The organism is Candidatus Flexicrinis affinis (assembly GCA_016716525.1).
GTDB lineage: Bacteria > Chloroflexota > Anaerolineae > Aggregatilineales > Phototrophicaceae > Flexicrinis > Flexicrinis affinis.
Genome location: JADJWE010000001.1, coordinates 1,169,677 through 1,192,790, shown reverse-complemented (window position 1 = coordinate 1,192,790; position 23,114 = coordinate 1,169,677). Strand labels below are relative to the sequence as shown.

Here is a 23,114-nt window from a genome sequence, read left to right as displayed (position 1 = left end):
TACTGACCTCACAATACAACGTACAAGAACTGCCCTACCCCTGATCGGCCGGGCCTGCCACAGCGACCACCGCCGCATCCGGCACCCAATAGGTACGCAACGCCTCGCGCACGGCGTCGGCCGTCACGGCGTTGACATGCGCCGGGTAATCCACTAGATAGTCGAGCCCCAGCTCGTAAGTCTCCATCGACAGGATTGCACTGGCCAGCCCCTCGTTCGTTTCAAGCTGCAGCGGCATCCGCCCGACAAAGTACGACTTGTTGTCGTCAAGCTCGGCTTCAGTCACAAGCTGATCTGCCATTTTGCGCACTTCCTGCAGCGACAGGTCGACGGCACGCTCGACGTTCAAGGGATTAACCCCTGCCGATATCGACCACGCGCCCGGCCCGTAGCCGCCTTCGAGCTTGGAGTACGCATAGTAGGCCATGCCGGCCTTCTCGCGCACCTCGTCTCCGATACGCCCCATCATGCCGAATTCGCCAAGAATGCTGTTGGCGATCCGCGCCGCCTGAAAGTCCGGACTGCGTCGCTCGGGCCCAACAACGCCGATGACCACGTCCGACTGCGTCTTGCCGGGGATCGGCACATGCGTGTGGACAGTCCGTTCAACGTTCGCTGCACTACCGGCAGACCGCGCCGGCGCTTGATCCGGCACAGCCCACATCTCCAGCTTGGCGCGCACGGCATCGACGGCCTCGGCGGGATCCACCGCGCCGACGATGACGATGGTCATGCCCTCCGGGCCGTAGTTCGACGCGTGGAACTGCTTGAGCATCTGCGCGTCGATCCCGGGCAGCGACTCCAACGTGCCGCGCGGCGAATAGTGGTACGGATGCGAGACATCGTAAAGCGACTCGCGGAATGCGCGCGCCGCCTGCCGCCGGGTGTCTTGCAGGCTGTACTGCAGCCACGTCATCACCTCGCCGCGCAACCGGTCCACCTGATCGGACGGGAACACCGGGTGCATCACACAGTCAGACAGCGTATCGATCAGCACTGGCAGGTCTTCCGCAAGCGCCTTTCCGCCGAAGCTGACGTGATGCACGCCCGCGGCGAAGTCGAAGTCCGCGCCGATGTCCTCCAGGCGCGATGCAATCGTCTGCAAGTCGCGGGCCGCCGTACCTCGCATGAGGCTAGCTGCGGTCATGGAGGCCAGCCCGTTGTACTGCGACGCCTCGTAAAGCGAGCCGCCCCGCATCTGTCCGACGAGCACCACCGATTTCACGCTCGGATTCGCGCGCACCAGCACCGTGACGCCATTGGAGAGCACGGTCCGGGTAATGTTGGACGAGTTCGGCATAGCGTGCGCCACGTTATTCTGCGTCATCATCGTCCTCGTCGTGTGCTCCGTCTTGAAGTCCGGTCGGGATCAAGTGCCCGACCACGCGGTTCTTCGGCCGCAGATAGCGAACCGCCGCCGATTTCACGTCATCCAGTGTCACCTGATCGAGGCTGTCGATATACCCCTCGAACCACGTGTATGAGCCGAGGTTCTCGGCGAACGCCAGCCAGTAACCCTGTCCGGTCACCGTCTCGGTCGTGTACGCGAACGAGGCCCGAGCCTGTTTCTTGGCCTTGTCGACCTCCGCTTGCGATACGTCGCCGGCGATCAGGCGTGCAATCTCCGCTTCAAGCACCGCTTCGGCCTCCGCGATCGTTCGTCCATCGCGCAGCGTCACGATGATCGAGTACACGTACGGATCGACCGTCGGGACCAGCCCGCCACCAATTGATGCGGCGATTTCGGTCTCGACCAATGCACGGTATAAGCGACTCGTCTTGTTGTCGATCTGACCATCTGGGCCGGTGAGAATGCTGTTGAGGATCGTCAGCGCATAGAAGTCGTCGTCGCTGGCGGCCGGCGCACGATAGGCGTATTCGAGAAACGCCGTATGGCCCGGTCGCTCGACCACGACACGCCGTTCGCCCTGCTGCTCTGGCTCGGGGCGCACGAACGGCACCGGCGTGTCGCCTGCTGGAACTGCGCCGAAGTGCTGGCGAATCCGCGCAAGCATGTCGTCCGGGTCGAATGCTCCGACGGCGACCACAATCGCGTTGTTGGGCACGTAATAGCGCCGGTAGTGTGAATACAGATCGTCGCGCGTCATCGTGCGCAGATCGTGCAGGTCGCCAACGATCTCGTGATGGTACCCGTGCACGCGGAATGCCGCGGCCGAAATCTCCTCGTCGAGCCAGAACAGTGGCGAGTTCTCGAGACCCTGCCGCTCGCTGATGATGACGGTGCGCTCGGACTCGACCTCCTCGACATCGAAGCGCGCGTTAACCATGCGGTCCGCCTCATGGCGCAGCGCAAGGTCGATCTTGTCTGCAGGGAGGGTCTCGTAGTACGCCGTGTAGTCGAACGAGGTTTGGGCATTCCACGTGCCGCCAAGCCGGTCGAACATCTTGTCGACTTCTTTGGCGGGGAACGCATCGGTTCCCTTGAACATCATGTGTTCGACCCAATGCGAGATGCCTGTCTTACCCGTCGGCTCGTTGCGGCTTCCGATGCGGTAGAGCACCCACCAGCTAATCAGTGGGGCGCTTTGAACCTCTTTGAGGATGGCGACGAGACCGTTGTCAAGGACGTGCCTCTGTACTGTCACGTAGGACACCTGTCGTTTCGATTGATTTCGCACGGCGGATTATACGACAAACGCCGGGTAGTCGGAACCATACCCGGCGTTTGCTTATGTCTTGCTAACGAGAACCCGATGACGCCCTAGTCGTCACCGTTGTAGCCGCGGCCGACACCGCGATATTGGAAACCTAGCGCTTTCATGCGCTGTGGATCGTACATATTGCGCCCGTCGACCATAATCGGCTGGTTCAACAACGTGTGCAACCGCGCCAGGTCAAGCTGCTTGAATTCGTTCCACGGCGTGCCGATCAGAACAGCATCCGCCCCGGCGACAGCGTCATACGCATTCTCGCACATGATGATGTCCGGCATCGCGTCACCTGCGGCCTCCATGGCCACAGGATCGTAACCGCGTACGATCGCACCGCGCGAAAGCAGTGTCTTTGCGATGTCCAACGACGGCGACTCGCGGATGTCGTCTGTGTTCTCCTTGAACGCCAACCCCAGTATGGCGATCGTCTTGCCACTGCAGTCGCCCAGCAGGTCGTGCAGCTTGTTGACGGCCAGTTTGCGCTGGAACTTGTTGATGTCGGTCACAGCGTTCAGAAGCTGTGGATGCGCGCCCGCTTCCGCGGCCATGAACGTCAGAGCCTTCACGTCCTTCGGGAAACAGCTTCCGCCATACCCAATTCCGGGCTGCAAGAAGTGGTGCCCGATCCGTTTGTCGAACCCCATGCCTTGCGCCACTTCGATCACGTCGGCGCCAAGCCGTTCGCAGATGTTGGCGATCTCGTTAATGAAGCTCAGGCGCGTCGCCAGAAAGGCATTCGACGCATACTTGATCATCTCCGCCGTGCGCAGGTCGGTCATCACAATCGGCGCCCGAAGTGGTAGGTACAACTGCGCGACCGCCTCGGCCGCCCAGCGATCTTCCTCGATCGAGCCGAGGACGGTGCGATCCGGGAACATGAAGTCCTGCACCGCCGCGCCTTCGCGCAGGAACTCCGGGCAGCTCACGACCGCGAACTTGATGGGCTGTGGCAGATTATTCTTCACGACGTTTGCCACGATGTCGCCTGTTCCAACCGGAACCGTTGACTTGTTGATGATGATGAGCGGATGCGTCATGTGAGCCGCGATGCTAGCGGCCGCTGACCGCACGTACTTCAGCTCCGCCTCGCCGTCGTCCCCTTCTGGCGTGCCGACGCAGATAAACGCGAACTCGGCGTCACGCATCCCCTCTTCGTAGGATGTCGTGAACGACAGACGGCCCGCGCGCACGTTGCGATCGACAATCTCGGCCAGCCCCGGCTCGTAGATCGGCATTTCGCCGTTGTTCAGCGCGGCGATCTTGCGTTCGTCAATGTCGACGGTCACGACCATGTTGCCCAGCTCGGCGAAACAGGTCGCGTTAACCAGCCCCACATACCCGGTACCAATCACGCAAATGTGTTTCATGGATTTCGCCCCCTTTAGGCCCAAATCGCACAAGAACTGCATCCGGCATGTGTGCCGGCGAATATCCTTCCCAACCGCTGGCGCGTCATGTGCCCGCCTCGGCGATGATGCGCCGCGCCGCGCGCCGACCGATCTCAACGGCGTAATTGGTGCCGCGGTCCCACGGGTAAACCTGACTCATGCTCGCCCACCACAACCCCGGAAGCGGTGTAGCCAGATCAGGGATGCAGGCCGAGTGGCCGACCTTCGGCACGGGCTGTGCGTACGGCGCGCGCCACACCCACGCCTTGCGGATCCAGCTCGGCTCGTAGTCGGGATTCACGGTCTTGAACGCCTGCGCAAACCGGTCGATCATGTCCTCGTCCGAGAGTGTGAAGTACTCGTGGTTCGGGTCGGCATAATCGCCACAGTACACCAGTACGTCACCATCGTAATTTGCGCTGTCCAGCCAGTTGGTATGCTCGACCATAGCAAGAAACGGAAACGGGTTCTTGGCCTTGTCCGCCGACGCCGCCGGCAGGTTGAGCCAGTATGTGCCATCGGTCAGTACGCTGCGCTTCAACGCATACACGACGCAAACCGCGCCGATCGAATCCAAGCTGGCAACAGCGCGGCCATAGTCGGTATTGGCGAGCGCGGGCGCTTGCTTCAGCAGCCCGGAAGGCGATGATGTCGAAAGCACACGGTCGACGATGATGTCCGTGTTCGCAGCGGTGAGTCGCCAGCCTGCCGACACCTGCTCGAGCGATGTCACCGGCGTCGACAGTCGAATATCGACACCCGCCCTGCGCACCACGTCGGCCGCGTCGTCGACAAAGGACTGGAAGCCGCCTTCATACGTGCCAAGCTTGACGCTGCGCGCCTTGATCCGCGCCCACATCCACGCCATATTCACGTCGCGGTAGCGGTCGGCAAACTTACCGATCAGCAGCGGACACCATAACTTGGTATAAACCTCGTTGCCCATCCATCGCCGCAGCCATGCATCTGCTGTCGTATTCTCCAGCGGCTGCCACCACGGCGTGAGCTTGAGAAACACGCCGGCCAGCCCGAGGCGAATCAGTCCAATCCATGACAGCGGAAGCTGCAGAGTCGATAGATTCATTTCTGAACGGTAGATCTTGCCGTCGAGCCAATAGCTGGTCTTTGGACGCGGGAACATGATCTTCTCGTCAAGGCCAAGCTCGCGCGCAAATCGCAGCAAGTCCGCGTCCGTCTCGAACCAGTGATGATAGAACTTCTCAAGCGACCACGCCCAAGACTCGTCCTTAAAGCCGCTGGCTAGGCCGCCGACTCGGTCGGCGGCCTCAAAGACCACAACTTCGTGACCCGCTCTAGCGAGATCCCATGCTGCGGCGAGGCCTGCGACCCCAGCGCCGATGATGGCTGTCTTCATGTCCTACTCTTCACGACATGACGCGCTTAAGCGCGCCCTCTATACGCGTATTACACCACAAAGAACACAATTACTCATCATCCCACCAGCGAAAGCCTTCGGGAAGGTTGTCCATTCCGCGTGCCGGCGGCGTCTCGTCGACCAACGGCGGCGGGAGCTGCGGTGACAGCGTGATTGCGCCCGGAGTCAATACCAGTCGCACCGGCGCGGCCGCATGTGGCGTGCTCGTCCGCAGATAGCGCACAAACATCCGAACCAGCGTACCGAAGCCGATCGCAATACAGATGAAGTTGAATACCCACCCAACCGTCGGCAGGGCGGACAACAGCGCGATGACGGTCGCGCCGACCGCGGTCGCAAGCATCCAGTCGCGCGATGTAAGGTCTTTCGCCGATACACGCTCGAGGATGATCGTCCCCACGGCGGCCGCGACGACGACCCGCGCAACGTACGCCGCCACATACAGGAAGATCGCCACCCCGCCAATGTCTACGATACCGAAGGTCACGAGCGATGCGACCGTGAGCGAGTCGATGCGAATCAACGCGAAAACCGCGACGACGAACACACTCACAATCAGCGCCAACGCCGTTATCGGCAGGGCGAGCAACAGGCTCACGCCGCCGACGATCGTATTGGAGATTACCTGCTTGCCCACCGCACGTGCCGGTCTCTGCACGACGCGTGGAACCACCAAGAGCGCGATGCTGCCAAGGACTGTGAGCGCCACGATGTCTTGCACGACTTGGCCAAAGAACTGACGAAGCGCGTCGCTGCGGCTCTCCTCAGCCACCAACTCCTCAATCGTCGGCGAGTTGCTCGCCAGCGTGTAGGTGATGTCGGCGCCCACACTGCCGTCGATGCGCGCCGGTGCCGCGGCGATGTAATCGACATTGCGGCCGACTGTCGCGCCCTCCTCAATCGTCAGACCCGGGAGTGCGGGCTCGATTCCAAACAGCACAGACAGCAGGGTCAAGCCCAACGGCGGCGCCATCTCCTCGCGCGCATCGCCAACCGAAGCGTGAACGTCGCGGACAACGCGGCCGGAGACAGCCAACGACGTCCCCGTGAACATCAAGTCACGCCCGGCGTCGCCGCGGTGCTCCAACTGCAATGCAACGGTCTGGATGTCGCCGTCGATTCGCGCCCCGTCCGACACCTGGACCGCGGCGCTCACCGTGCGCAGTGCGCCATCGTCAATTGAGGATCCGGCCAGCATCCGAATCGACCCGGCAAACGCGTGGACATCGTCCCCGAGCGTGCCAGTAACGTCGACACTTCTTGCCAACAGGTAAACGTCATCCGTCACTGTTCCGTTGATCTGGACGGTCAGGGCGGCGGCAATCACAGGGCCGTCGACACGACCATCGATGGTGAGGTCGCGACAGACGGCAAACAGCGTGCCGTCGACCACTTCGTCCGCTTCAACAGTACAGGTCGTCGCCTGCATCACTTCGGTCGCTGCGGCTCCACCCGCGATGAGCAGGATCAAACCGATCAGCAGCATCCGGCTAGAACGCATACCGGCTCCACGTATCAAGTCACCAGCCAATCATAATGGCGCGTTACGGGTTGCGCTATATGCGTTCGTGCGTCCGGTCGGGAACGCCCTACCCGTTTGGATAGGCCCGCGCCACCAGCGCTGATGATCCGAGCACGGTGCTGTATGTGGCATGCTGTGGGCGTCGCACGATTTGCGATTAGAAACGGAGTAGCACATGCCTACCTCACTTGAAGCATTTAGTGACGCCCTCGCCGATGCGGTCGCACAAGCCGCCGGCAGCATTGTCCGCGTGGAAGCCCGCCGCAGGCTGCCTGCCAGCGGTATCGCGTGGACGGACACGGCAATCGTTACCGCCAACCACGTCGTCGAACGCAGCGAAGGGATTCGCATTGGGCTGCCATCCGGCGAGTCCGTACCTGCCGAATTGGTCGGCCGCGACCCGTCCACAGACATCGCCGTGCTGCGCGTGCAAGGCGGATTGACCCCGATCGCGCGCTCGACGAAGGATATTCGCGTCGGGCATCTGGTGATGGCCGTGGGACGACCGGGGAAGAACGAACAAGCCAGCGCCGGAATCGTGAGTGCCATCGGCTCCAGCGAACCGTCCGGCGAGGACGACCGCCCGCGGCGTGGGGGCTTCAGCTTCGCTTACTCGCGCGGCGGCGGAGGAGTCATGTTGGATGGTGCGATTCACTCGGATGTGGTGATGTACCCGGGCTTCAGCGGCGGGCCTCTAATCGACTCTTCCGGGCATGCCGTAGGTCTTACAACCTCGGCGGTTGCCGCCGGCACGAGCCTGACCATTCCGGTATCGACGCTTGAGCGGGTGTTCGGTCAGTTGACGGAACACGGCAAGATCAAACGCGGATTTATCGGCGTAAGCCTGCAGGCCATGCGCTTGACCGAATCGCTCGCAGATAGTATCGGCCAGCGGACAGGACTGCTGATCGTGGCGACCGAGGCCGGCGGCCCAGCTGATGCGGCCGGGCTGTATCAAGGTGACATCGTCGTCGCGCTGGACGGACAGCGTACCCGCTCGCTGGATGAGCTGATGGTGCTTCTGAACAGCGACCGTATCGGCAAGTCGGTGGCGGTACGCGTGATCCGTGGCGGGCAGGCGCAGGACATTCCGGTGACAATCGCGGAACGCGAGTAACGTATCATGCCGCTGCTGCTGCCCGCCTTCGACGAAGCGATGGCCGACCTGATCGCGGTTGGCCGTCGCAGTCTTGTCCAGATTTCGAATCTCAGCACGGGCGTGGGAGCAGGTACGATCTGGCATCCGGACGGATTGATCGTGACCAACGCGCACGTCGTCCAGCATGCGCGCGACTTGCGCGTCACGCTCGATACGGGTGAGACCCTGCGCGGCGCGGTCGCCGCCATCGACCCTGCGCAGGATCTCGCCGCAGTGATCGTCGAGGCGCATGGCCTACCGTGCGTGACGCTTGGCAAACCTCGGGCCGTGCGCTCCGGACAGTGGGTGGTCGCCATCGGCCATCCGTTCGGCACCATCGGCGCGGCGACTGCAGGGACAGTCATCGGTCTCGTCGATGGTCTGCCGGAGTACGGCGGCGCATCCGCGTGGATCGCCCTCAGCCTGAGCTTGCGGCCCGGCCACTCCGGCGGCCCGCTGCTGGACGCGTCAGGTCGGTTGGTCGGCATAAACACGATGATCACCGGCCCCGAGGTTGGCTATGCGGTTCCGGTGCAAACCGCGGCTGAATTCCTCAAGCATCAAGTACGGGTGGACGTGATCCGCTCCGCCTGAGTTTGTCACGCACTGTCGTGCTGCCCTATAATCAAGCCGACGAGCAAGATGTGAAGGCAGCATGACAGCTCTCCGCCCACAGGATCATTCTCCGCACTGGCAAAGCGTCTACGTGACGAATTCGCGGCCGGACGCGCATATCGTGGCCGGACGCCTCGAACATGAAGGCATCGCAACCCTGATCCACGCCGAAGCCGGGCGCGACGCCCTCGGCATCTATATCGGTGCGTTGGGCGCAATTCACGTATTGGTCGACATCGCCGATGCCGCCGCCGCCGAATCCATCCTCTATCCGGACACAGGCGATGCCGATCTGCTCGATGACGGCGAAATCATACGGAATCTGGACGACAGCGATGAATGACACGTTGACCGCGGTTCATGGCGTACGCGTGGGACACGTCACAGACGAGTCGGGCTTGACGGGCTGTACCGTGGTGTTGTGTCCGGACGGTACGGTTGGCGGCGTTGATCAGCGCGGTGGCGCACCCGGCACACGCGAGACCGACCTGCTGGCGCCGATGCACCTCGTCGAACATGTGTCGGCGGTGTGCTTGGCGGGTGGCAGCGCGTTTGGGCTTGCCGCCGCCGACGGGGTCATGCGGTGGTGCGAGCAGCACGGGCACGGGTATGAGACACGGGGCGGAATCATGGTCCCGATTGTGCCGTCAGCGATTGTCTTCGACCTCGCGATCGGCAACCCGCACAGTCGCCCAACCGCAGAAATGGGCTACGCCGCTTGCAAAGCCGCGAGCGGCGGTCCAGTTGCGCTTGGCAGCGTCGGCGTCGGCACGGGCTGCCGCGTTGGCGCCGCACGTGGCAACGAATTCGCCACCAAAGGGGGTGTCGGGTCCGCCGCGGTGGATCTCGGTGGCGGATTGATCGTCGCAGCACTGGCCGCCGTGAACTGCCAAGGCGATGTGATCGAGTCGGACGGTTCGATTATCGCGGGCCTGCGCAGCTTTCCGGATGCCCCCGGTTACGCCAACATGCTCGAGTGGATGCGGCAAACTCACCTTACGCCACCCGGCGCAGAAGCGACGGTCATCGGGGTTGTTGCGACCAACGCCAAGCTCAGCAAGGAGCACACCAATAAGGTCGCTCAGATGGCGCATGACGGACTGGCGCGCGCCGTTCGACCCGCGCATACGATGTATGACGGCGACACCATCTTCGCGCTAGCAACCGGTGAAGTCGATGCCGATCCCAGCTTGATCGGTGCGTTTGCCGCGGAAGCTCTCGAACGCTCCATTCGGCGTGGGGTCAAAGCTGCGGTTGGGCGCGGCGGTGTGCGGGCGTGGAACGAGTGAGCCTTTAACAGAGTTGACGCGAACCTTAAACGGGATTTAGTGAAGGTCATCGATAATGTTAAGGCGCTCCGAAGTCCGTGAGGGGAATATGCCTAAGGTGCTGGTCGTCGAAGACGACGAAACCCTGCTGCACAACTTGGCGTCGAATCTGCGCAGCGAGGGGTTTAACGTCCTGACAGCGACGGATGGCGAGACCGGCCTCGAGAAGATCAGAAGCGAAGTACCTGACCTGATCATCCTCGACATCATGCTGAAGAAACTGGATGGGTTGACTATTTGCCGCATGGTTCGGCACGACTCTACGATCTCGCACATCCCGATCATCATGATCACCGCGCGAGGCAACGAGATCGACAAGATTGTCGGCTTGGAGAGCGGCGCGGACGACTACATCGTCAAGCCCTTTGGCTTGGGCGAAATGTTGGCGCGCGTACGGGCCGTCATGCGGCGCGCGCCGGGTCAGCTCATGGTACAGCAGGACGAGATCATCTCGAACGATCTACGGCTGAACTTGACAGGGCGCCGTGTTTTCAAGGGCAGCGACGAGATCAAGCTTAGCAACAAGGAGTTCGATCTGCTCGCGGAGCTCATGCGCAATCGCAGCGCGGTGCTTTCCCGCGATCTCATCCTCACCAAGGTGTGGGGGTATGACTACTTCGTGGACAAACGCACGGTCGACGTTCACATCCGCTGGCTGCGAGAAAAGCTGGAGGACGACCCGTCCGATCCTCGGCGTATCGTGACGGTACGCGGCGTGGGATATCGGTTCGAGGGTTAGCCCCTATTAGAGGGCCTGAAGAATGCTTGAGGTAATTGCTGTGCTGCTGGTCGTATCTACAGCAGCACTCGCTTGGGTTGCGCTCCGCCAGCGCGGCCAAATGCGCGACATGCGAGCGACGCTCGCAACGGTCCGCGCGACGCTCGCCAGCCGTCAATCTGCATTGACCGCGCTCGACGGGACGCTGCGCAAACGGGACGCCGCGCTCGTCAGTCTGCAGCAGTCGCTGGCGACCGGCAATATCCCCGAAGCAGACTCGAATACGTACGTCAACCAGAGCAGCGAGTTCACGCGCCAGATCGCGATGATGAACGTCATGCTGAACGCAACTGACGATGCATTGATCATCGTGGACGAGGCGATGGGGGTTGTGCTCGCCAATTCCGCCACGGCAACGATCTTCGGCTCGGCGCAAGCGGGCGTCCATCTGGAAACCTTGACCGCCAGCCCCTCAATTGTGTCCCTCGTCGAGAACGTGCTTGCATATCATGACGATGTCATCGAAGAACAAGTCACCATCGATGACGACATCTATCTCGTTCGCGCGCGGTTCGTCCCGCTTGGCAGCGACTCGCTGGTGTGCCTCACGTTGAACGACATCACCCACCTCGTGCGGCTCAATCGCTCGCGCCGCGACATGGTCGCCAACATCAGTCACGAGCTGCGGCATCCGATCGCCAACATCCGGCTCATCATCGACGGATTGTTCCACGACCAAGACAAACCCAAGCGCAAGGAAAGCATCTCGAGCCTGCGCGCCATCGCGCACGAGACCGACCTGCTGTTGTGGCTCGTCCAGTCGATGGCGGACCTGTCCATGATCGAGTCCGGTCAGGCGATCGTACGCATGGTCGAGGTCAACTTCCACGAACTTGTCGACGGCGCGGTCGAACGCCTTGTCAACCAGACCGAGCGCAAACACCTCACCATTGTGAAACACATTCCGGCCAAGCTCACAGTCCTGTGCGACCGCGATCTCATCCAGCGAGTCGTCGTCAACCTCCTGCATAATGCCATGAAGTGGTCCCCGGAGGGCGGCGCGGTCACCATCGAGGCCGAGACGTCTGCGGAAGAAGTGGTCGTCAGCGTGCTCGACAACGGCCCCGGCGTCTCGCCCGATCAGGTCGAACGCATCTTCGAGCGCTTCTATCAGGTCGATCCATCTCGCTCCGGCAAGGACGGCACTGGCCTCGGCCTCGCCATCTGCAAGCACATCGTCACCGCGCATGGCGGGCGGATCTGGGCCGAAAGCAATGAACTCGGCGGCGGCGGGCGCTTCCGCTTCTCGCTGCTCAACGCCGATCCTGCCATTGCGGCCGTTCATCCAAATGGCGCATCCCGCAGCGGTTCATAGAACGTCCATCCCGACGCGTGCAAGTTCCTGATATAATTGAGGGAACGGAATAGCTGCACATCACGCCGTTTCTGCAAACGTGCGCGTTTGTGTTGCCCCGAGTCCACTGCGTTGAGAGGATTGGTCGTTACTTCATGCACCTAACTGGCCTGATCGACCTGTTTCTTGAACAACCGGAAGTTCGGCGACACCTCGCACAGCTTAGCGGCAGCGAGCGACAGTGGCCCGTCGTGCGCTCGGCACGGCCGTTCTTCGCCGCAGCGCTCGCGCGCAGTTGGTCTGGCCCGGTGATCTTCGTGACATCGCGCATCAAGCGTTCTTACGACGTGAGTGGCCAGGTGCCGGTGTGGCTGGGATCGCCAGATTCGGTGTACCGATTCGCCGAGCCCGCGCCGCACTTCTTCGAGCGCGCGCCGTGGGGCGACGCCGCTATTCGCGCTCGTCTGGAAGCGCTGCATGCACTGGCAGGCAGTGATATCGAGTCGGCCCCGACGTTTGTCGTCACGTCGGCGCGCGCGCTAATCCAGCGCACGATCCCATTTAGTGCGTTTCGGCGCGCGACGATCAACATCGAGCGCGGTTCGGTCTTCGCGTTCAACAAACTGGTCGCACGGCTCGTCAGCCTCGGCTACGCGCCTGCCGGCTTGGTGATTGAACCGGGTCAGTTCAGCCGGCGCGGCGGGGTCCTCGACATTTTTCCGGTGACGGCTCCGCTTCCCGTCCGCCTAGAGTTCTTTGACGACGAGATCGAAAGCCTGCGCCAGTTCGACCCGGCGACACAGCGCACCATCCACCACATCGACAGCGTCGCGATTACTCCGGCGCGTGAGGTGCTGCCAGAGCTCACACCGCCCGTCGCCGCGCACTTGCGCGCGTGGTTCGAACAGGCCGAGAACGAGAATGCTCCGCGCCCCGACCTCGATTCCCTGCGCTCTGGCAGCGAATTTGCTGTCATGGAGCACTATCTTCCGTATGTGTATGCCGCTCCCGCATCGCTGCTCGACTATGCCCCGTCCGGCACGCTGGTCATCATCGAAGACCCCGAGGAGTTCAACCTTACGCTGGATGAGCTGTACAAAACCGCGGACGAGACTCGTGGGCGCGGAATCGCCGCTGGTCTTCTGCCGCCGGATATGCCCGCGCCGTATGTCGCGCGGGATGCGCTCGATGCCAGCCTGTCCGCGCACACGGTGGTGACGATGCGCGCCAGCGGCGAGCCTGATCCGTGGTTCAGCCCGGGGCAGCGGTTCGGCGGTCAGCTCAAGAACGCCATGTCGCACATGCGCACCGTGATGCGCGAAGGCGGGCGTGCAATTCTTGTCACGCAGCAGACGGCGCGCGTCAGCGACGTTTGGTATCAACAGGGGATCGAACGGGCGCTCACGACCGTCAACGACCTGCCGATCTCGCCGGAAGCGGGAAGCGCGGTGCTGGTGAACGGTACGCTTCAGGAGGGTTGGACGCTCGCCCTCGCCGGTGGCATCGATGTTCTGACCGACGCCGAGCTGTTCGGGTGGGGCCGCCCAGAACAGCGGCGCAGGCGCACACTGCGTGCCGCGCGCCCGCCCGAGTCGGACTATGCCGACTGGCGTGAGGGGGACTACGTCGTGCACGTAGACTACGGCATTGGGCAGTTCGCCGGGCTGCACCATCGCACGCTGGACGGCGTCAGCCGCGAGTATCTGGTCGTCGATTACGCAGGGAGCGATCAGGTTTACGTCCCGATCCATCATGCCGATCGGCTTTCTCGCTACATCGGCGTAGACGACAAGCCGCCAACCGTTCACCGCCTCGGCCAGCAGGACTGGCTGAAGGTCGCGCATCGGGCGCGCAAGGCCGCCGAAGACGAAGCACGCGACCTGCTGCAGCTGTATGCCGCACGCGCTGCCGCGCACGGCTTTTCGTTCAGCGAAGACAGCGTGCTTCAACATGAGCTTGAAGCGTCGTTCCCGTACGTGGAAACCGACGATCAACTGCGGGCGCTGCGCGAGGTCAAAGCCGATATGGAACAGGCGATCCCGATGGATCGTCTGATCTGTGGAGACGTCGGCTATGGCAAGACCGAGGTCGCCCTGCGCGCGGCGTTCAAGGCCGTCGGCGATGGCAAACAGGTCGCGGTACTCGTGCCCACGACGATCCTTGCTCAGCAGCACTACGAGACGTTCAGCAACCGGCTGACTTCGATGCCGGTGCGTGTCGAGCTGATGAGCCGGTTCAGGACAAAGGCCGCGCAGACCGCAGTCGCGAAGGAGATTGAGAAGGGCGACGTGGATATCGTCATCGGGACTCACCGCATCTTGTCTGACGACATCCGTTTTAAGAACCTCGGGCTGGTCGTCATCGACGAGGAACAGCGCTTCGGCGTTAAGCAGAAGGAACACTTCAAGAAGCTGCGCACACAGGTCGACGTGCTGACACTGACCGCCACGCCGATTCCGCGAACGCTGTACATGACGCTGACCGGCGTGCGTGACATCAGCATGATTCAGACGCCGCCTGAGGAGCGCCTTCCGGTCATCACCCACACCGGGCAGTTCGACGACGCGCTTGTGCGACAGGCAGTGCTGCGCGAAATGGAACGCGGCGGACAGGTGTTCTTCGTTCACAATCGAATCGGTTCGATCGACCTTGTACGTATGCGAATCGAGGATATCGTGCCGGAAGCGCGCGTCGTGACGGCCCACGGGCAAATGGGCGAACGACACCTCGAATCGGTGATCGCGGAGTTCGCGCGCGGCGAATACGACATTCTTCTCTCAACCGCAATCATCGAAAACGGCATCGATATGCCGAACGTCAATACGGTCATCGTCGATCGCGCCGACTGGTTCGGCTTGTCTCAGCTGTACCAGATTCGCGGCCGGGTCGGGCGCGGCGCGCAGCAGGCGTACGCCTACTTCTTCTACGACAGCGGAAAGCTCACGCACGAGGCGTTCGCCCGTCTGGAAACCCTCGCCGAGCACACCAAGCTGGGCGCAGGGCTGCAGATTGCCATGCGCGATCTTGAAATCCGGGGCGCGGGCGACATTCTCAGCACCCGGCAGACCGGTCAGGTTGCCGCAGTCGGCCTAAATCTGTACACGCAGCTTCTTGCGCAAGCGGTCAATCACCTTAAGGGCAACCCAGACGATACCGCCGGTCTCGCCGTGAGCGCGCCCGGCATGGTGATCGACCTCCCGATTCCGGCCTACTTGCCCGACGACTGGATCCCGGAGATGGCGCTTCGGCTGCAGATTTACCGGCGGATTGGCGCGTTGTCGCGGGTGGATGACGTCAATGCCCTGCGCGACGAACTGCGCGATCGGTTCGGTCTGCTGCCGCTTGCCGTCGACGGCCTGCTCTACCAGATCGAGGTCAAGCTGCTTGCGCAGCAGGCGGGCGCGACGGGCGTACAAGCGCGCGACACAATGGTACGAATCAGGCTGCCGTACTTGGCCGAGGTCAACCGCGATGCACTGGCGGAACGTCTTGGGTCAGGCATCAGCGTGACGCGAACCGCGGTCGAGTTCGATCAGGATCGCGATGGATTATGGCGCTTGCGTCTGATTGACGTGCTTGAGCAGCTTCACGCCGAACGCACGGCCGCGCTATCTGAAACAACCGGCGCCTAATTCCCGCCGCGCCGGCCAAACTCACGCGAGAGTTGATCGCTGCTGAGGTGCAGCAGCGTCGGTGTACCTATCGGGCTAACCAGCGGTTCGGGTGTGCGTTCCAACAGCCGCACCAACTGCTGCATTTGATCCATGGCAAGTACCTGGCCGGTGCGCACGGCACCGACATGGGCCAAGCCACGAATCAGCCTGTCTTGGGGGTCGTCATGGTTCAGCGTATCAAGAATCACGGCGACCACCTCGTCGGCCGGGACGCCGCTCAGGATATCGGGCGCACGGACGACTCGCACAGTCTGCGGCCCGAACGGCTCGCAGGCGACCCCGCAGCGTTCGAGGAGCGTCTCGGCCTGTTCGATCATGCGAAGCTGCGCTGCCGTGACGTGCGCTGTCCCGACGATTTCCTCAGTCGTCTGCAGGGCGTCCGATTCAATCGCGTCGATAAGCTGACCGTACAACACGCGGGCATGTGCCGCATGCTGGTCAATCAGGTACATCCCGGCAGGACCTTCAGCGACGATGTAACGCGCGCCCATCTGCCCGACGACCCGCAGCACGGGCAGTGTGCGGGGTCGTTCGGGCGAGAGCTCGTCGATTACCGCAGGCGACTCTGTGGATTCGCGGACTGTGCGCGGCTGGACGTCGTCAGCCTCGTCCCGCTGCGGTAAAGACGCGCTGCCCCCGCCTGTTTGCGTGCGCATCGTGCCGAAGAGCGAACGCCCTGCGTCGTGCCAGCCACCGTCACGGCGCGTCGATGCCATGCCGCCCACCGCCTCGCGAATCGCGCGCTGCGTGACGGCAAACACCGCCGATGGATCGCGAAACCGGACTTCCGCCTTGGTCGGGTGCACGTTAATGTCCACATCCTCGGTCGGCAGTGCAATCTTGACGATTGACGTCGGGTACTGGCCACTTTCCAGTACCCCGGTGTACGCCTGTGTGATCGCATACGTCAGGCTGGTGTCGTGAACGACACGCCCGTTGACGAAGATGTGGATACGTGATCGGTCCGTACGTGTGACTTCCGGCGAGCTTGTGAGCCCGCGGACAGCGATAGTTCCGCCTGAGCTGTCGACCGGGAGCATGTGCGTCACGGTATCGACGCCGTAGGCCGCAACGACGACGTCCTCCAAGCTCCCGCTTCCCGTTGATCGGAACGCTTCGCGCCCGTCATGTTCAAGGACGAAACGCACCGACGGAAATGCCATCGCCAACTGCATCACCATCTGCGTGATCAGCCGGCGCTCGGTCGACTCGGCCTTGAGGAACTTCAGTCGTGCCGGGACGTTGTAGAACAGGTTTTCGACCGTAATGATCGTACCTGCGGGCGCGCCCACAGTCGACCGCATGACGACCTCGCTGCCCTCGATGACCAGCTTCACGCCGGTTGTCTCGTCACGAGAGCGGGAGAGGCACGTCACCTGGCTGACCGCCGCGATGCTGCAGAGTGCCTCGCCTCGAAAGCCGAGCGTCTCCAAATGGCTTAGGTCGTCCGCGGTGCGTAATTTGCTTGTGGCGTGCCGCGCAAACGCCAACTCCACTTCTTTGCTCGAGATGCCGCTGCCGTCGTCGCTAACGCGAATCAGCCGGCGGCCGCCGCCGGCAGCCGCAACCGATACGGTCGCGGCGCCAGCGTCGAGTGCGTTTTCAATCAGTTCCTTGACAACCGATGCGGGACGCTCGACCACTTCGCCTGCGGCAATCTGCGCAACGACGTGGTCGGGCAGTACGGAGATGGGCATAGCGATGGGTGACTAGAAGTCTTCGTAGTAACCGGCTGGGCCGTTCACCGGGAGCTTCACGACGAATTTGGCGCCCGCGCCCAGTTCGCTCTCGACATGCACCGTACCGCCGTGCTGCTCGACGATCTTGCGAACGATGAACAGGCCAAGGCCGTGCCCTTTGGCACGGTACTGCGACCTCTGCTCAACTTGGAACTTGCGCTGGAAGATCGCCTCGTGATGCTCCGGTGCGATCCCGACACCTGTGTCTTCGACAGTGACCACAACCGGGTCGCCTTTTTGAATATCCATCGTCACGGTCCCGTCCGGGGGCGTGAACTTGAACGCGTTCTGTACGAGGTTGGTAAAGGCACGTGCCAGCAGTTCGCGATCGGCCATTACCACCGCCTTGCCTCGTCCGCCGCGCAGCTTCAGGTTGATGTTGCGGAACTTGGCGACGAGCTGGAAACGTTCGACGATTCCGCGGCGCAGTTCAAACAGGTCGACTTCGCTGAGAGACATTTGAATCTGATCCGTCTCGGGATCGTACTTGCCGAAACCGAACCCATTGTCGATGAGGCTCGATGCTTGCTGGGCCGATTCAAACAGCCGTCCAAGCTGCCGCGTGAACTTGCGCGTCAATTTGAGTTTCTGCAGATCTTCGTTCATGAAGTCCGCGGCAAGCGTAACGGCGGCCAAAACGCCCTTTGTATCGTGGGCAACCTCATTGACGAATTTGGTCTGATTTGACGACGTTACGTGCTCGGTGGCGACCATCCTCAACACGCTGAGCACATAAGCAAACCATTCCGTGTCCGGAACGTGGATGTCGTCTTCCCGGAACAGGAAGAAACCCCACAGCGATTTGTCCGCCCTCAGCGCCATGACCTTCTTGACGCCGAATTCACGTGCGACGAAGAAGTCCGGGTTAGCGTCGAACGGGTTGACGTCCGCGACGCGCACGGCTTCGACAAGGTCGGGCGTGACCTCATTGGATACCACCGTGTTCCCAACGAGCGTTTTGTCGTCGACGACGATAGTCTCATGAACCCAAAAGATCGTGTTCCACAAGTCAGGCGAGGTAAACGCTACGTTGGAGGCGCCAGTCATTTCCGCCACCATCTTCAAAAGCAGGCGCAACCGGTCAATCCGATGCGTCAATGCATTCAGTCGTTCAATAAGCTGCTGATGATCCACAATGATCTCCGTCTCAGGAAGTACCGGAGCATCTACAGTTGCCATGCGGGAGGTCGCTCTTGATGAAATCAGTACATTGGAATGAGATTATAGACTCTTAACGATCGCCTGTGCAACCGGAGTCTAGGAACGCCCGCCCGACGGGTCGTCGCCGAGCTCCCTGAGGACGGCCTGATACGCTAGGTTCACTTTCTGCATCATGTGGGTGGCATCCGGCGAGCGATTGAGGTCCGGATGGAAGTGACGGGCGAGCTTACGGTACGCGTGTTTGACCTCGTCACGCTTGGCTGAGCGCCCTACGCCCAAGATCTCCCACGGTGTTTCGACACGTTTCGCGGCATGGTGACGTCGGTGCGGACGCGCATGCTCTGCCCGGTGCTTGCGGCGCGGCGGAACAATCCCCTCAAAGTCGGCGATCTTCCACGTGCCGCGCAAGTCCGGATACACCATCGTCGACTCGCCAATGCCCAAGCGTGTGACGTCGATGTCATCGCCATACCGCACGTGATACAGGCCCGGTGCGATCGGGTCGAAGAAGGTTGGGAAAATGCGTATGTCTTTGCCGTAAACGTCAAAGGCGTACAGCTTACCGCCATACAGCATCACCAGCGCCATCATCCACGGATCGGGACGAAAGAGTTCGCCGTCGTCGGGCAAAAACATCGCGCCCCACAGGATAAACAAGGTGTGTATGTCGGCAGACCCGTTGTCCTGCAAATTGAGGCGGATTTCGTACGGCGGTATCCGCGTCTCGATCAAATGGATGCTGACACTGTGGCCGTCTGCCAGTTCGACCAGCATATTGTCCCCGCCGTCATGAGACACGGTTGCGGTTCCCGACGCCTCAAGCTGACGAACGAGGTGCGCGCTGGCATTGTAGGTATCGAATCGAACCACGGATGTTAGCAGTTCACTCGGAGTCTCGGATGGAATACGTTGCGCCTCAGCGTTACTGAGGCGCAATCCTCACTATTTTACTCGATTCCCAACGCCCACACGACACAGGCTCACTGAACGTTAAACGGTACGGTGATCGGCACCTGAATTAGGCTTGAATCCGGCGCGAGGATTTCGAGCTTAAGTTCATACGCCCCCGGCACATACGGTGGATACAGCACTTCGAGCTGGCCGTTGACGACCGGGTTGTTGTGCTGCTCGCCAATCATCGTCCACTCCGGGAACTGCGGGCCGCGGATGAGGAAGCGATATACGCTGACCTGCCCCGGCGCGAAATCAATCGTACCGAGGATCGGCACCGGCACGCCGCCGAGCACCTCACCCGGCGCCGGAAACGTTACGTTCGCGTTGACGACGCCGCTTGGCAGGCTGCCGAATCCCCCACCCGCCGCAGCCAGGTCGGCCGAGCACTCGACGGTAGGCAAGAATGCCAGCCCGCGCGAGCGTGCATAGGACTCCGCGTCGGCCGCGTCATTGCCATCCGGCGGCGGCGCGATAAACAGCTGCTGCTGCGCGTTGGACGCGCTGCCAAGCAGCGATGGCGGTACACGGCAGTAGATCGGCGCAGGCGGGCGCTTCTGGCCCGGCGCAACGCTGAATTGGATCGCGTTCGATACCTCTGGCGACAGCCGCGTGACCCACGACTGATACACCCCGGGGCTGACAAGCTGCGCCGAGCTGTTCGGGTCGGGCTGCGGCGGGGGCTGCTGCTGCGGATACGCCAGCCCGCCCGAACCGTCGGGAACACCCGCCGGCCCGTCCAAGAACCATTCGGTGACCTGCGCCGGGCAGCCCCCCGCGGGATCCTGCAAGGCCCGTACATCGCAAATCGAACGGCGCGACATGCCTTGTGGTACGCCTGCCTGATCGGGCAGCAGTTGACCCTGGAACTTGAACTGATCGAGCCATCGGCTGTTACTGTAGATCGTCGTGATGACTTGATTCCAGATCGGCGCCGCGCCGGTAACGCCAGACGTATTCACCATGCGCGACCCGTCGCTGTTGCCGACCCACACACCAACGGCCACGTTCCGTGTAAATCCGACCGTCCAGTTGTCCTTGACCTCGTTGGTCGTACCGGTCTTGACGGAAGATTGGAACGGCGTGCGTAGAATCGAATTCGAGCCGAAGGCTTGGCTGCGGGCCGCATTGTCCGAGAGGACATCGGAGATCAGATACGCAATACGCGGATCGAGCACGCGGGCGGTGAGCCGTGAGCGGTCAACGGTCTGCGGTGTCGGCGTGCCGGAAGGACAGGCGTTCTCGTACTGGTAGACGATCCTTCCGTCGCTGTCCAGCACACATAGGATCGCCTCGGAGTCGACAAACACGCCCTCGTTGGCGAATACCGAGAACCCGCGCGTCAGCTCAAGCGGGCTGACCTCGGCGCCGCCCAACGTAATCGACAGTCCGTACAGACTTGGATCGCCAGTGACGCTGGTCATACCCAAACGGCGCACGAAATCGATGTAATAGGCCACGCCCACGTTGTGGCGCAGAGTTTGCACCGCCGGGATGTTGTAGCTGTTGGCAAGCGCAGTACGCATGCGCATCGGACCGTGGAAGGTGTTGTCGTAGTTGACCGGCACGTAAGGCGGCTGTCCGGGGATGCCGATTTCGGTCCGCGTGTCCCAGATTACGTCACCCGGGGACATACCGCGTTCGAGCGCCGCCGCATACGTGAAGGCCTTGACGGTACTGCCAGGTTGGCGCAGCCCCAACGTCACATTGAAGCTGCCATCAATAGCCTCATTGTCGTAGTCCGCGCTGCCGACCATGGCGAGGATTTCACCTGTGATCGGCTTAAGGACGACGACCGCGCCATTGGTCACGTTGTTCGCGCCTAGCCGCGCGATCTGCTCGCGCACGGCGGCTTGCGCCATGTTGTTGATTTCAATGTCGACCGTGGTGTAGACGCGGAAACCACCGGCAGCGATGACATCGGGCGAGTACCCTAGCGACTCCATGAGCTGCTGCCACTGATCACGAGCGAAGAACGTGAAGTGAGGCGCATTGAGCGGCGGCTCGGGCGGCACAAGCGTGTATCCATCCCGCAGCGCGGCGTCGTGCTCCGCTTGCGTAATGAAGTCCTCCGACAGCATCAAGTCGAGCACAAGCCGCCAGCGGTCGTAAACTGCGCTCTGTACTGCCGGGTCGGGGTTGAGCGGGTCGAGGTCGCGCGGGGCCTGCGGCAGACCGGCGAGCAAGGCCGATTCGGCCAACGTGAGCGCGCGTGCCGGTTTGCTGAAGAATGTCTGCGCAGCCGCCTCGATGCCGTACGCCAGATTGCCGTAGTAGATCTCGTTCAAGTACAGCTCGAGAATGCGCTCTTTGCTTTCGCGCGTGGTGAGCGCGATGGCGAGGGCGATCTCTTCTGCCTTGCGGGTAGCGGTGCGCTCGCTGCGGTACGCGGCATCGAACAACACATTCCGGACGAGTTGCTGCGTGATGGTGCTGCCGCCTGCCGTGTTTACGTCGCCCGTGACGAAGTTCGTGACAGCCAACGTCGTCGCCGCAATATCGATACCGATGTTCGTCCAGAATTCGTCATCCTCCGTCGCCACGGTCGCGTCGATGACGAACTTGGGAATCTCGGCCAGCGGAATGCGAGTACGGCGCCCTTCGCCGATGATCTGATACAGCTCGCGTCCGTTGCGGTCCAGCAGAAACGTCGTCTGGAACGGATTGTACGTGTCGAGGTTTGCGAGGCGCTCGTTTAGCAGATCGCCCACGCGGGCGTAAGCGATACCGCCGATCAGGACGGTAAGCAAGGTCAAACCGCCGCATAGGGTGACGATCACGCCTAACGCAATCGCAACGCACCCCGGCCGAAGGCCTCGGCGGCGCTTCGAAGGCAGTTTCCTACGGGCACTGCCCTGCGCCTTGACCGGTGGCGCGCCAACGAGTGTCGGCGGTGGCGCATAGCCGGGACGTGCCATCGTCTGGCCCGCCGGCGGACGCTGAAACTGTGCATCTGGCGGACGCGCGACCGGCGACTGAATCGTCGCATCGACCCGGCGCACGGTCATGTCGGGATTCGGATCAAGCCCGCCCGTTCCAATCAGCGTCGGCGTATCGGGATGGTCGGATGGCCGGTGGCGCACCGTATGGGGCACGCTGAAGTGAACGTCCTCATCGGCCGATGGCCTCGCCGTCGGCGGCGGCATCACCGGGCGGCGCGTCGTACGCATTTGCTCCAGCACATCCGCCGGGATTTCGTCCGTGTCGTCGCTGACGGGCTGATCGAGGTCCGCAGTCGGCTCGGCGCGCAGCGGTTGATCCTGTGCGCGCAGTTCACTGTCGCTCAGCCGGTCGTCATCCCGATAGTTGTCCGCTTTGGGAAGCTGAAACGGGACGTCGTCGTCTTCGTAGTCATCCGGAATCGGCGGAGTTGTCATACGTCAGTCGTGACCTAGTGTTGAACCTCGCTTCGAGTGTACCAGAAACGCGGCCCAATCATGGTCAACGCTTACCTGACG

General features: G+C 62.1%; 16 protein-coding genes. 7 read left to right on the top strand and 9 right to left on the bottom strand.

Annotation, left to right across the window (positions count from 1 at the left end):
• Positions 1-34: 34 nt before the first annotated feature.
• The 5 genes from IPM16_05015 to IPM16_04995 form a co-directional block, all read right to left on the bottom strand.
• Positions 35-1,330, bottom strand: a complete 1,296-nt coding sequence (locus IPM16_05015; GenBank protein ID MBK9122470.1) for an insulinase family protein — start codon at positions 1,328-1,330, stop codon at positions 35-37.
• Positions 1,314-2,606, bottom strand: a complete 1,293-nt coding sequence (locus IPM16_05010) for an insulinase family protein (GenBank protein ID MBK9122469.1) — start codon at positions 2,604-2,606, stop codon at positions 1,314-1,316. Before IPM16_05010 ends, IPM16_05015 begins: the two co-directional genes overlap by 17 nt.
• A 116-nt stretch (positions 2,607-2,722) precedes the next feature.
• Complete coding sequence (locus IPM16_05005) at positions 2,723-4,039, bottom strand: UDP-glucose/GDP-mannose dehydrogenase family protein (GenBank protein MBK9122468.1); 1,317 nt, start codon at positions 4,037-4,039, stop codon at positions 2,723-2,725.
• An 85-nt stretch (positions 4,040-4,124) separates the two neighbouring features.
• Complete coding sequence (locus tag IPM16_05000; GenBank protein ID MBK9122467.1) at positions 4,125-5,435, bottom strand: NAD(P)/FAD-dependent oxidoreductase; 1,311 nt, start codon at positions 5,433-5,435, stop codon at positions 4,125-4,127.
• A gap of 70 nt (positions 5,436-5,505) precedes the next feature.
• Positions 5,506-6,957 (bottom strand): polymer-forming cytoskeletal protein, encoded by a 1,452-nt coding sequence (locus tag IPM16_04995; GenBank protein MBK9122466.1) that lies wholly within the window; start codon positions 6,955-6,957, stop codon positions 5,506-5,508.
• Between the two features lie 196 nt (positions 6,958-7,153).
• Here IPM16_04995 and IPM16_04990 point away from each other — a divergent pair, with 196 nt between their 5' ends.
• The 7 genes from IPM16_04990 to mfd all read left to right on the top strand — a co-directional run bounded on the left by IPM16_04990 (position 7,154) and on the right by mfd (position 15,763).
• A complete protein-coding gene (locus tag IPM16_04990) occupies positions 7,154-8,095 on the top strand; it encodes a trypsin-like peptidase domain-containing protein (protein MBK9122465.1) in 942 nt (313 codons plus the stop codon).
• Positions 8,096-8,101: 6 nt separating this feature from the next.
• A complete protein-coding gene (locus IPM16_04985; GenBank protein MBK9122464.1) occupies positions 8,102-8,710 on the top strand; it encodes a trypsin-like peptidase domain-containing protein in 609 nt (202 codons plus the stop codon).
• Positions 8,711-8,771: 61 nt separating this feature from the next.
• The gene (locus IPM16_04980; protein MBK9122463.1) at positions 8,772-9,074 is read left to right on the top strand and encodes a DUF2007 domain-containing protein; all 303 of its coding nucleotides are present in this window, start codon (positions 8,772-8,774) and stop codon (positions 9,072-9,074) included.
• A complete protein-coding gene (locus IPM16_04975; protein ID MBK9122462.1) occupies positions 9,067-10,020 on the top strand; it encodes a P1 family peptidase in 954 nt (317 codons plus the stop codon). Before IPM16_04980 ends, IPM16_04975 begins: the two co-directional genes overlap by 8 nt.
• Positions 10,021-10,108: 88 nt before the next feature.
• Positions 10,109-10,798 (top strand): response regulator transcription factor, encoded by a 690-nt coding sequence (locus IPM16_04970; GenBank protein MBK9122461.1) that lies wholly within the window; start codon positions 10,109-10,111, stop codon positions 10,796-10,798.
• A 22-nt stretch (positions 10,799-10,820) separates the two neighbouring features.
• The gene (locus IPM16_04965) at positions 10,821-12,152 is read left to right on the top strand and encodes a hypothetical protein (GenBank protein ID MBK9122460.1); all 1,332 of its coding nucleotides are present in this window, start codon (positions 10,821-10,823) and stop codon (positions 12,150-12,152) included.
• 134 nt (positions 12,153-12,286) lie between these two features.
• Positions 12,287-15,763, top strand: coding sequence for a transcription-repair coupling factor (gene mfd / locus IPM16_04960; protein ID MBK9122459.1), 3,477 nt, complete (start codon positions 12,287-12,289; stop codon positions 15,761-15,763).
• Here the strand turns inward: mfd and mutL are convergent.
• The 4 genes from mutL to IPM16_04940 form a co-directional block, all read right to left on the bottom strand.
• A complete protein-coding gene (gene mutL / locus IPM16_04955) occupies positions 15,760-17,502 on the bottom strand; it encodes a DNA mismatch repair endonuclease MutL (GenBank protein ID MBK9122458.1) in 1,743 nt (580 codons plus the stop codon). The genes mfd and mutL overlap by 4 nt on opposite strands.
• A 12-nt stretch (positions 17,503-17,514) precedes the next feature.
• Entirely contained in the window at positions 17,515-18,723 is a 1,209-nt protein-coding gene (locus IPM16_04950) for a HAMP domain-containing histidine kinase (protein MBK9122457.1), read from the bottom strand.
• Positions 18,724-18,801: 78 nt separating this feature from the next.
• Positions 18,802-19,575, bottom strand: a complete 774-nt coding sequence (locus IPM16_04945) for a J domain-containing protein (GenBank protein MBK9122456.1) — start codon at positions 19,573-19,575, stop codon at positions 18,802-18,804.
• A 110-nt stretch (positions 19,576-19,685) separates the two neighbouring features.
• Entirely contained in the window at positions 19,686-23,033 is a 3,348-nt protein-coding gene (locus IPM16_04940) for a transglycosylase domain-containing protein (protein MBK9122455.1), read from the bottom strand.
• Positions 23,034-23,114 lie beyond the last annotated feature (81 nt).

Excerpts from the sequence above, each read along its gene's own strand:
- IPM16_05015 (MBK9122470.1), bottom strand. The coding sequence starts at position 1,330 with ATGATGACGCAGAATAACGTGGCGCACGCTATGCCGAACTCGTCCAAC.
- IPM16_05005 (MBK9122468.1), bottom strand. The coding sequence starts at position 4,039 with ATGAAACACATTTGCGTGATTGGTACCGGGTATGTGGGGCTGGTTAAC.
- IPM16_05000 (MBK9122467.1), bottom strand. The coding sequence starts at position 5,435 with ATGAAGACAGCCATCATCGGCGCTGGGGTCGCAGGCCTCGCCGCAGCA.
- IPM16_04995 (MBK9122466.1), bottom strand. The coding sequence starts at position 6,957 with ATGCGTTCTAGCCGGATGCTGCTGATCGGTTTGATCCTGCTCATCGCG.
- IPM16_04990 (MBK9122465.1), top strand. The coding sequence starts at position 7,154 with ATGCCTACCTCACTTGAAGCATTTAGTGACGCCCTCGCCGATGCGGTC.
- IPM16_04985 (MBK9122464.1), top strand. The coding sequence starts at position 8,102 with ATGCCGCTGCTGCTGCCCGCCTTCGACGAAGCGATGGCCGACCTGATC.
- IPM16_04980 (MBK9122463.1), top strand. The coding sequence starts at position 8,772 with ATGACAGCTCTCCGCCCACAGGATCATTCTCCGCACTGGCAAAGCGTC.
- IPM16_04975 (MBK9122462.1), top strand. The coding sequence starts at position 9,067 with ATGAATGACACGTTGACCGCGGTTCATGGCGTACGCGTGGGACACGTC.
- IPM16_04970 (MBK9122461.1), top strand. The coding sequence starts at position 10,109 with ATGCCTAAGGTGCTGGTCGTCGAAGACGACGAAACCCTGCTGCACAAC.
- IPM16_04965 (MBK9122460.1), top strand. The coding sequence starts at position 10,821 with ATGCTTGAGGTAATTGCTGTGCTGCTGGTCGTATCTACAGCAGCACTC.
- mfd (MBK9122459.1), top strand. The coding sequence starts at position 12,287 with ATGCACCTAACTGGCCTGATCGACCTGTTTCTTGAACAACCGGAAGTT.
- mutL (MBK9122458.1), bottom strand. The coding sequence starts at position 17,502 with ATGCCCATCTCCGTACTGCCCGACCACGTCGTTGCGCAGATTGCCGCA.
- IPM16_04950 (MBK9122457.1), bottom strand. The coding sequence starts at position 18,723 with ATGGCAACTGTAGATGCTCCGGTACTTCCTGAGACGGAGATCATTGTG.
- IPM16_04940 (MBK9122455.1), bottom strand. The coding sequence starts at position 23,033 with ATGACAACTCCGCCGATTCCGGATGACTACGAAGACGACGACGTCCCG.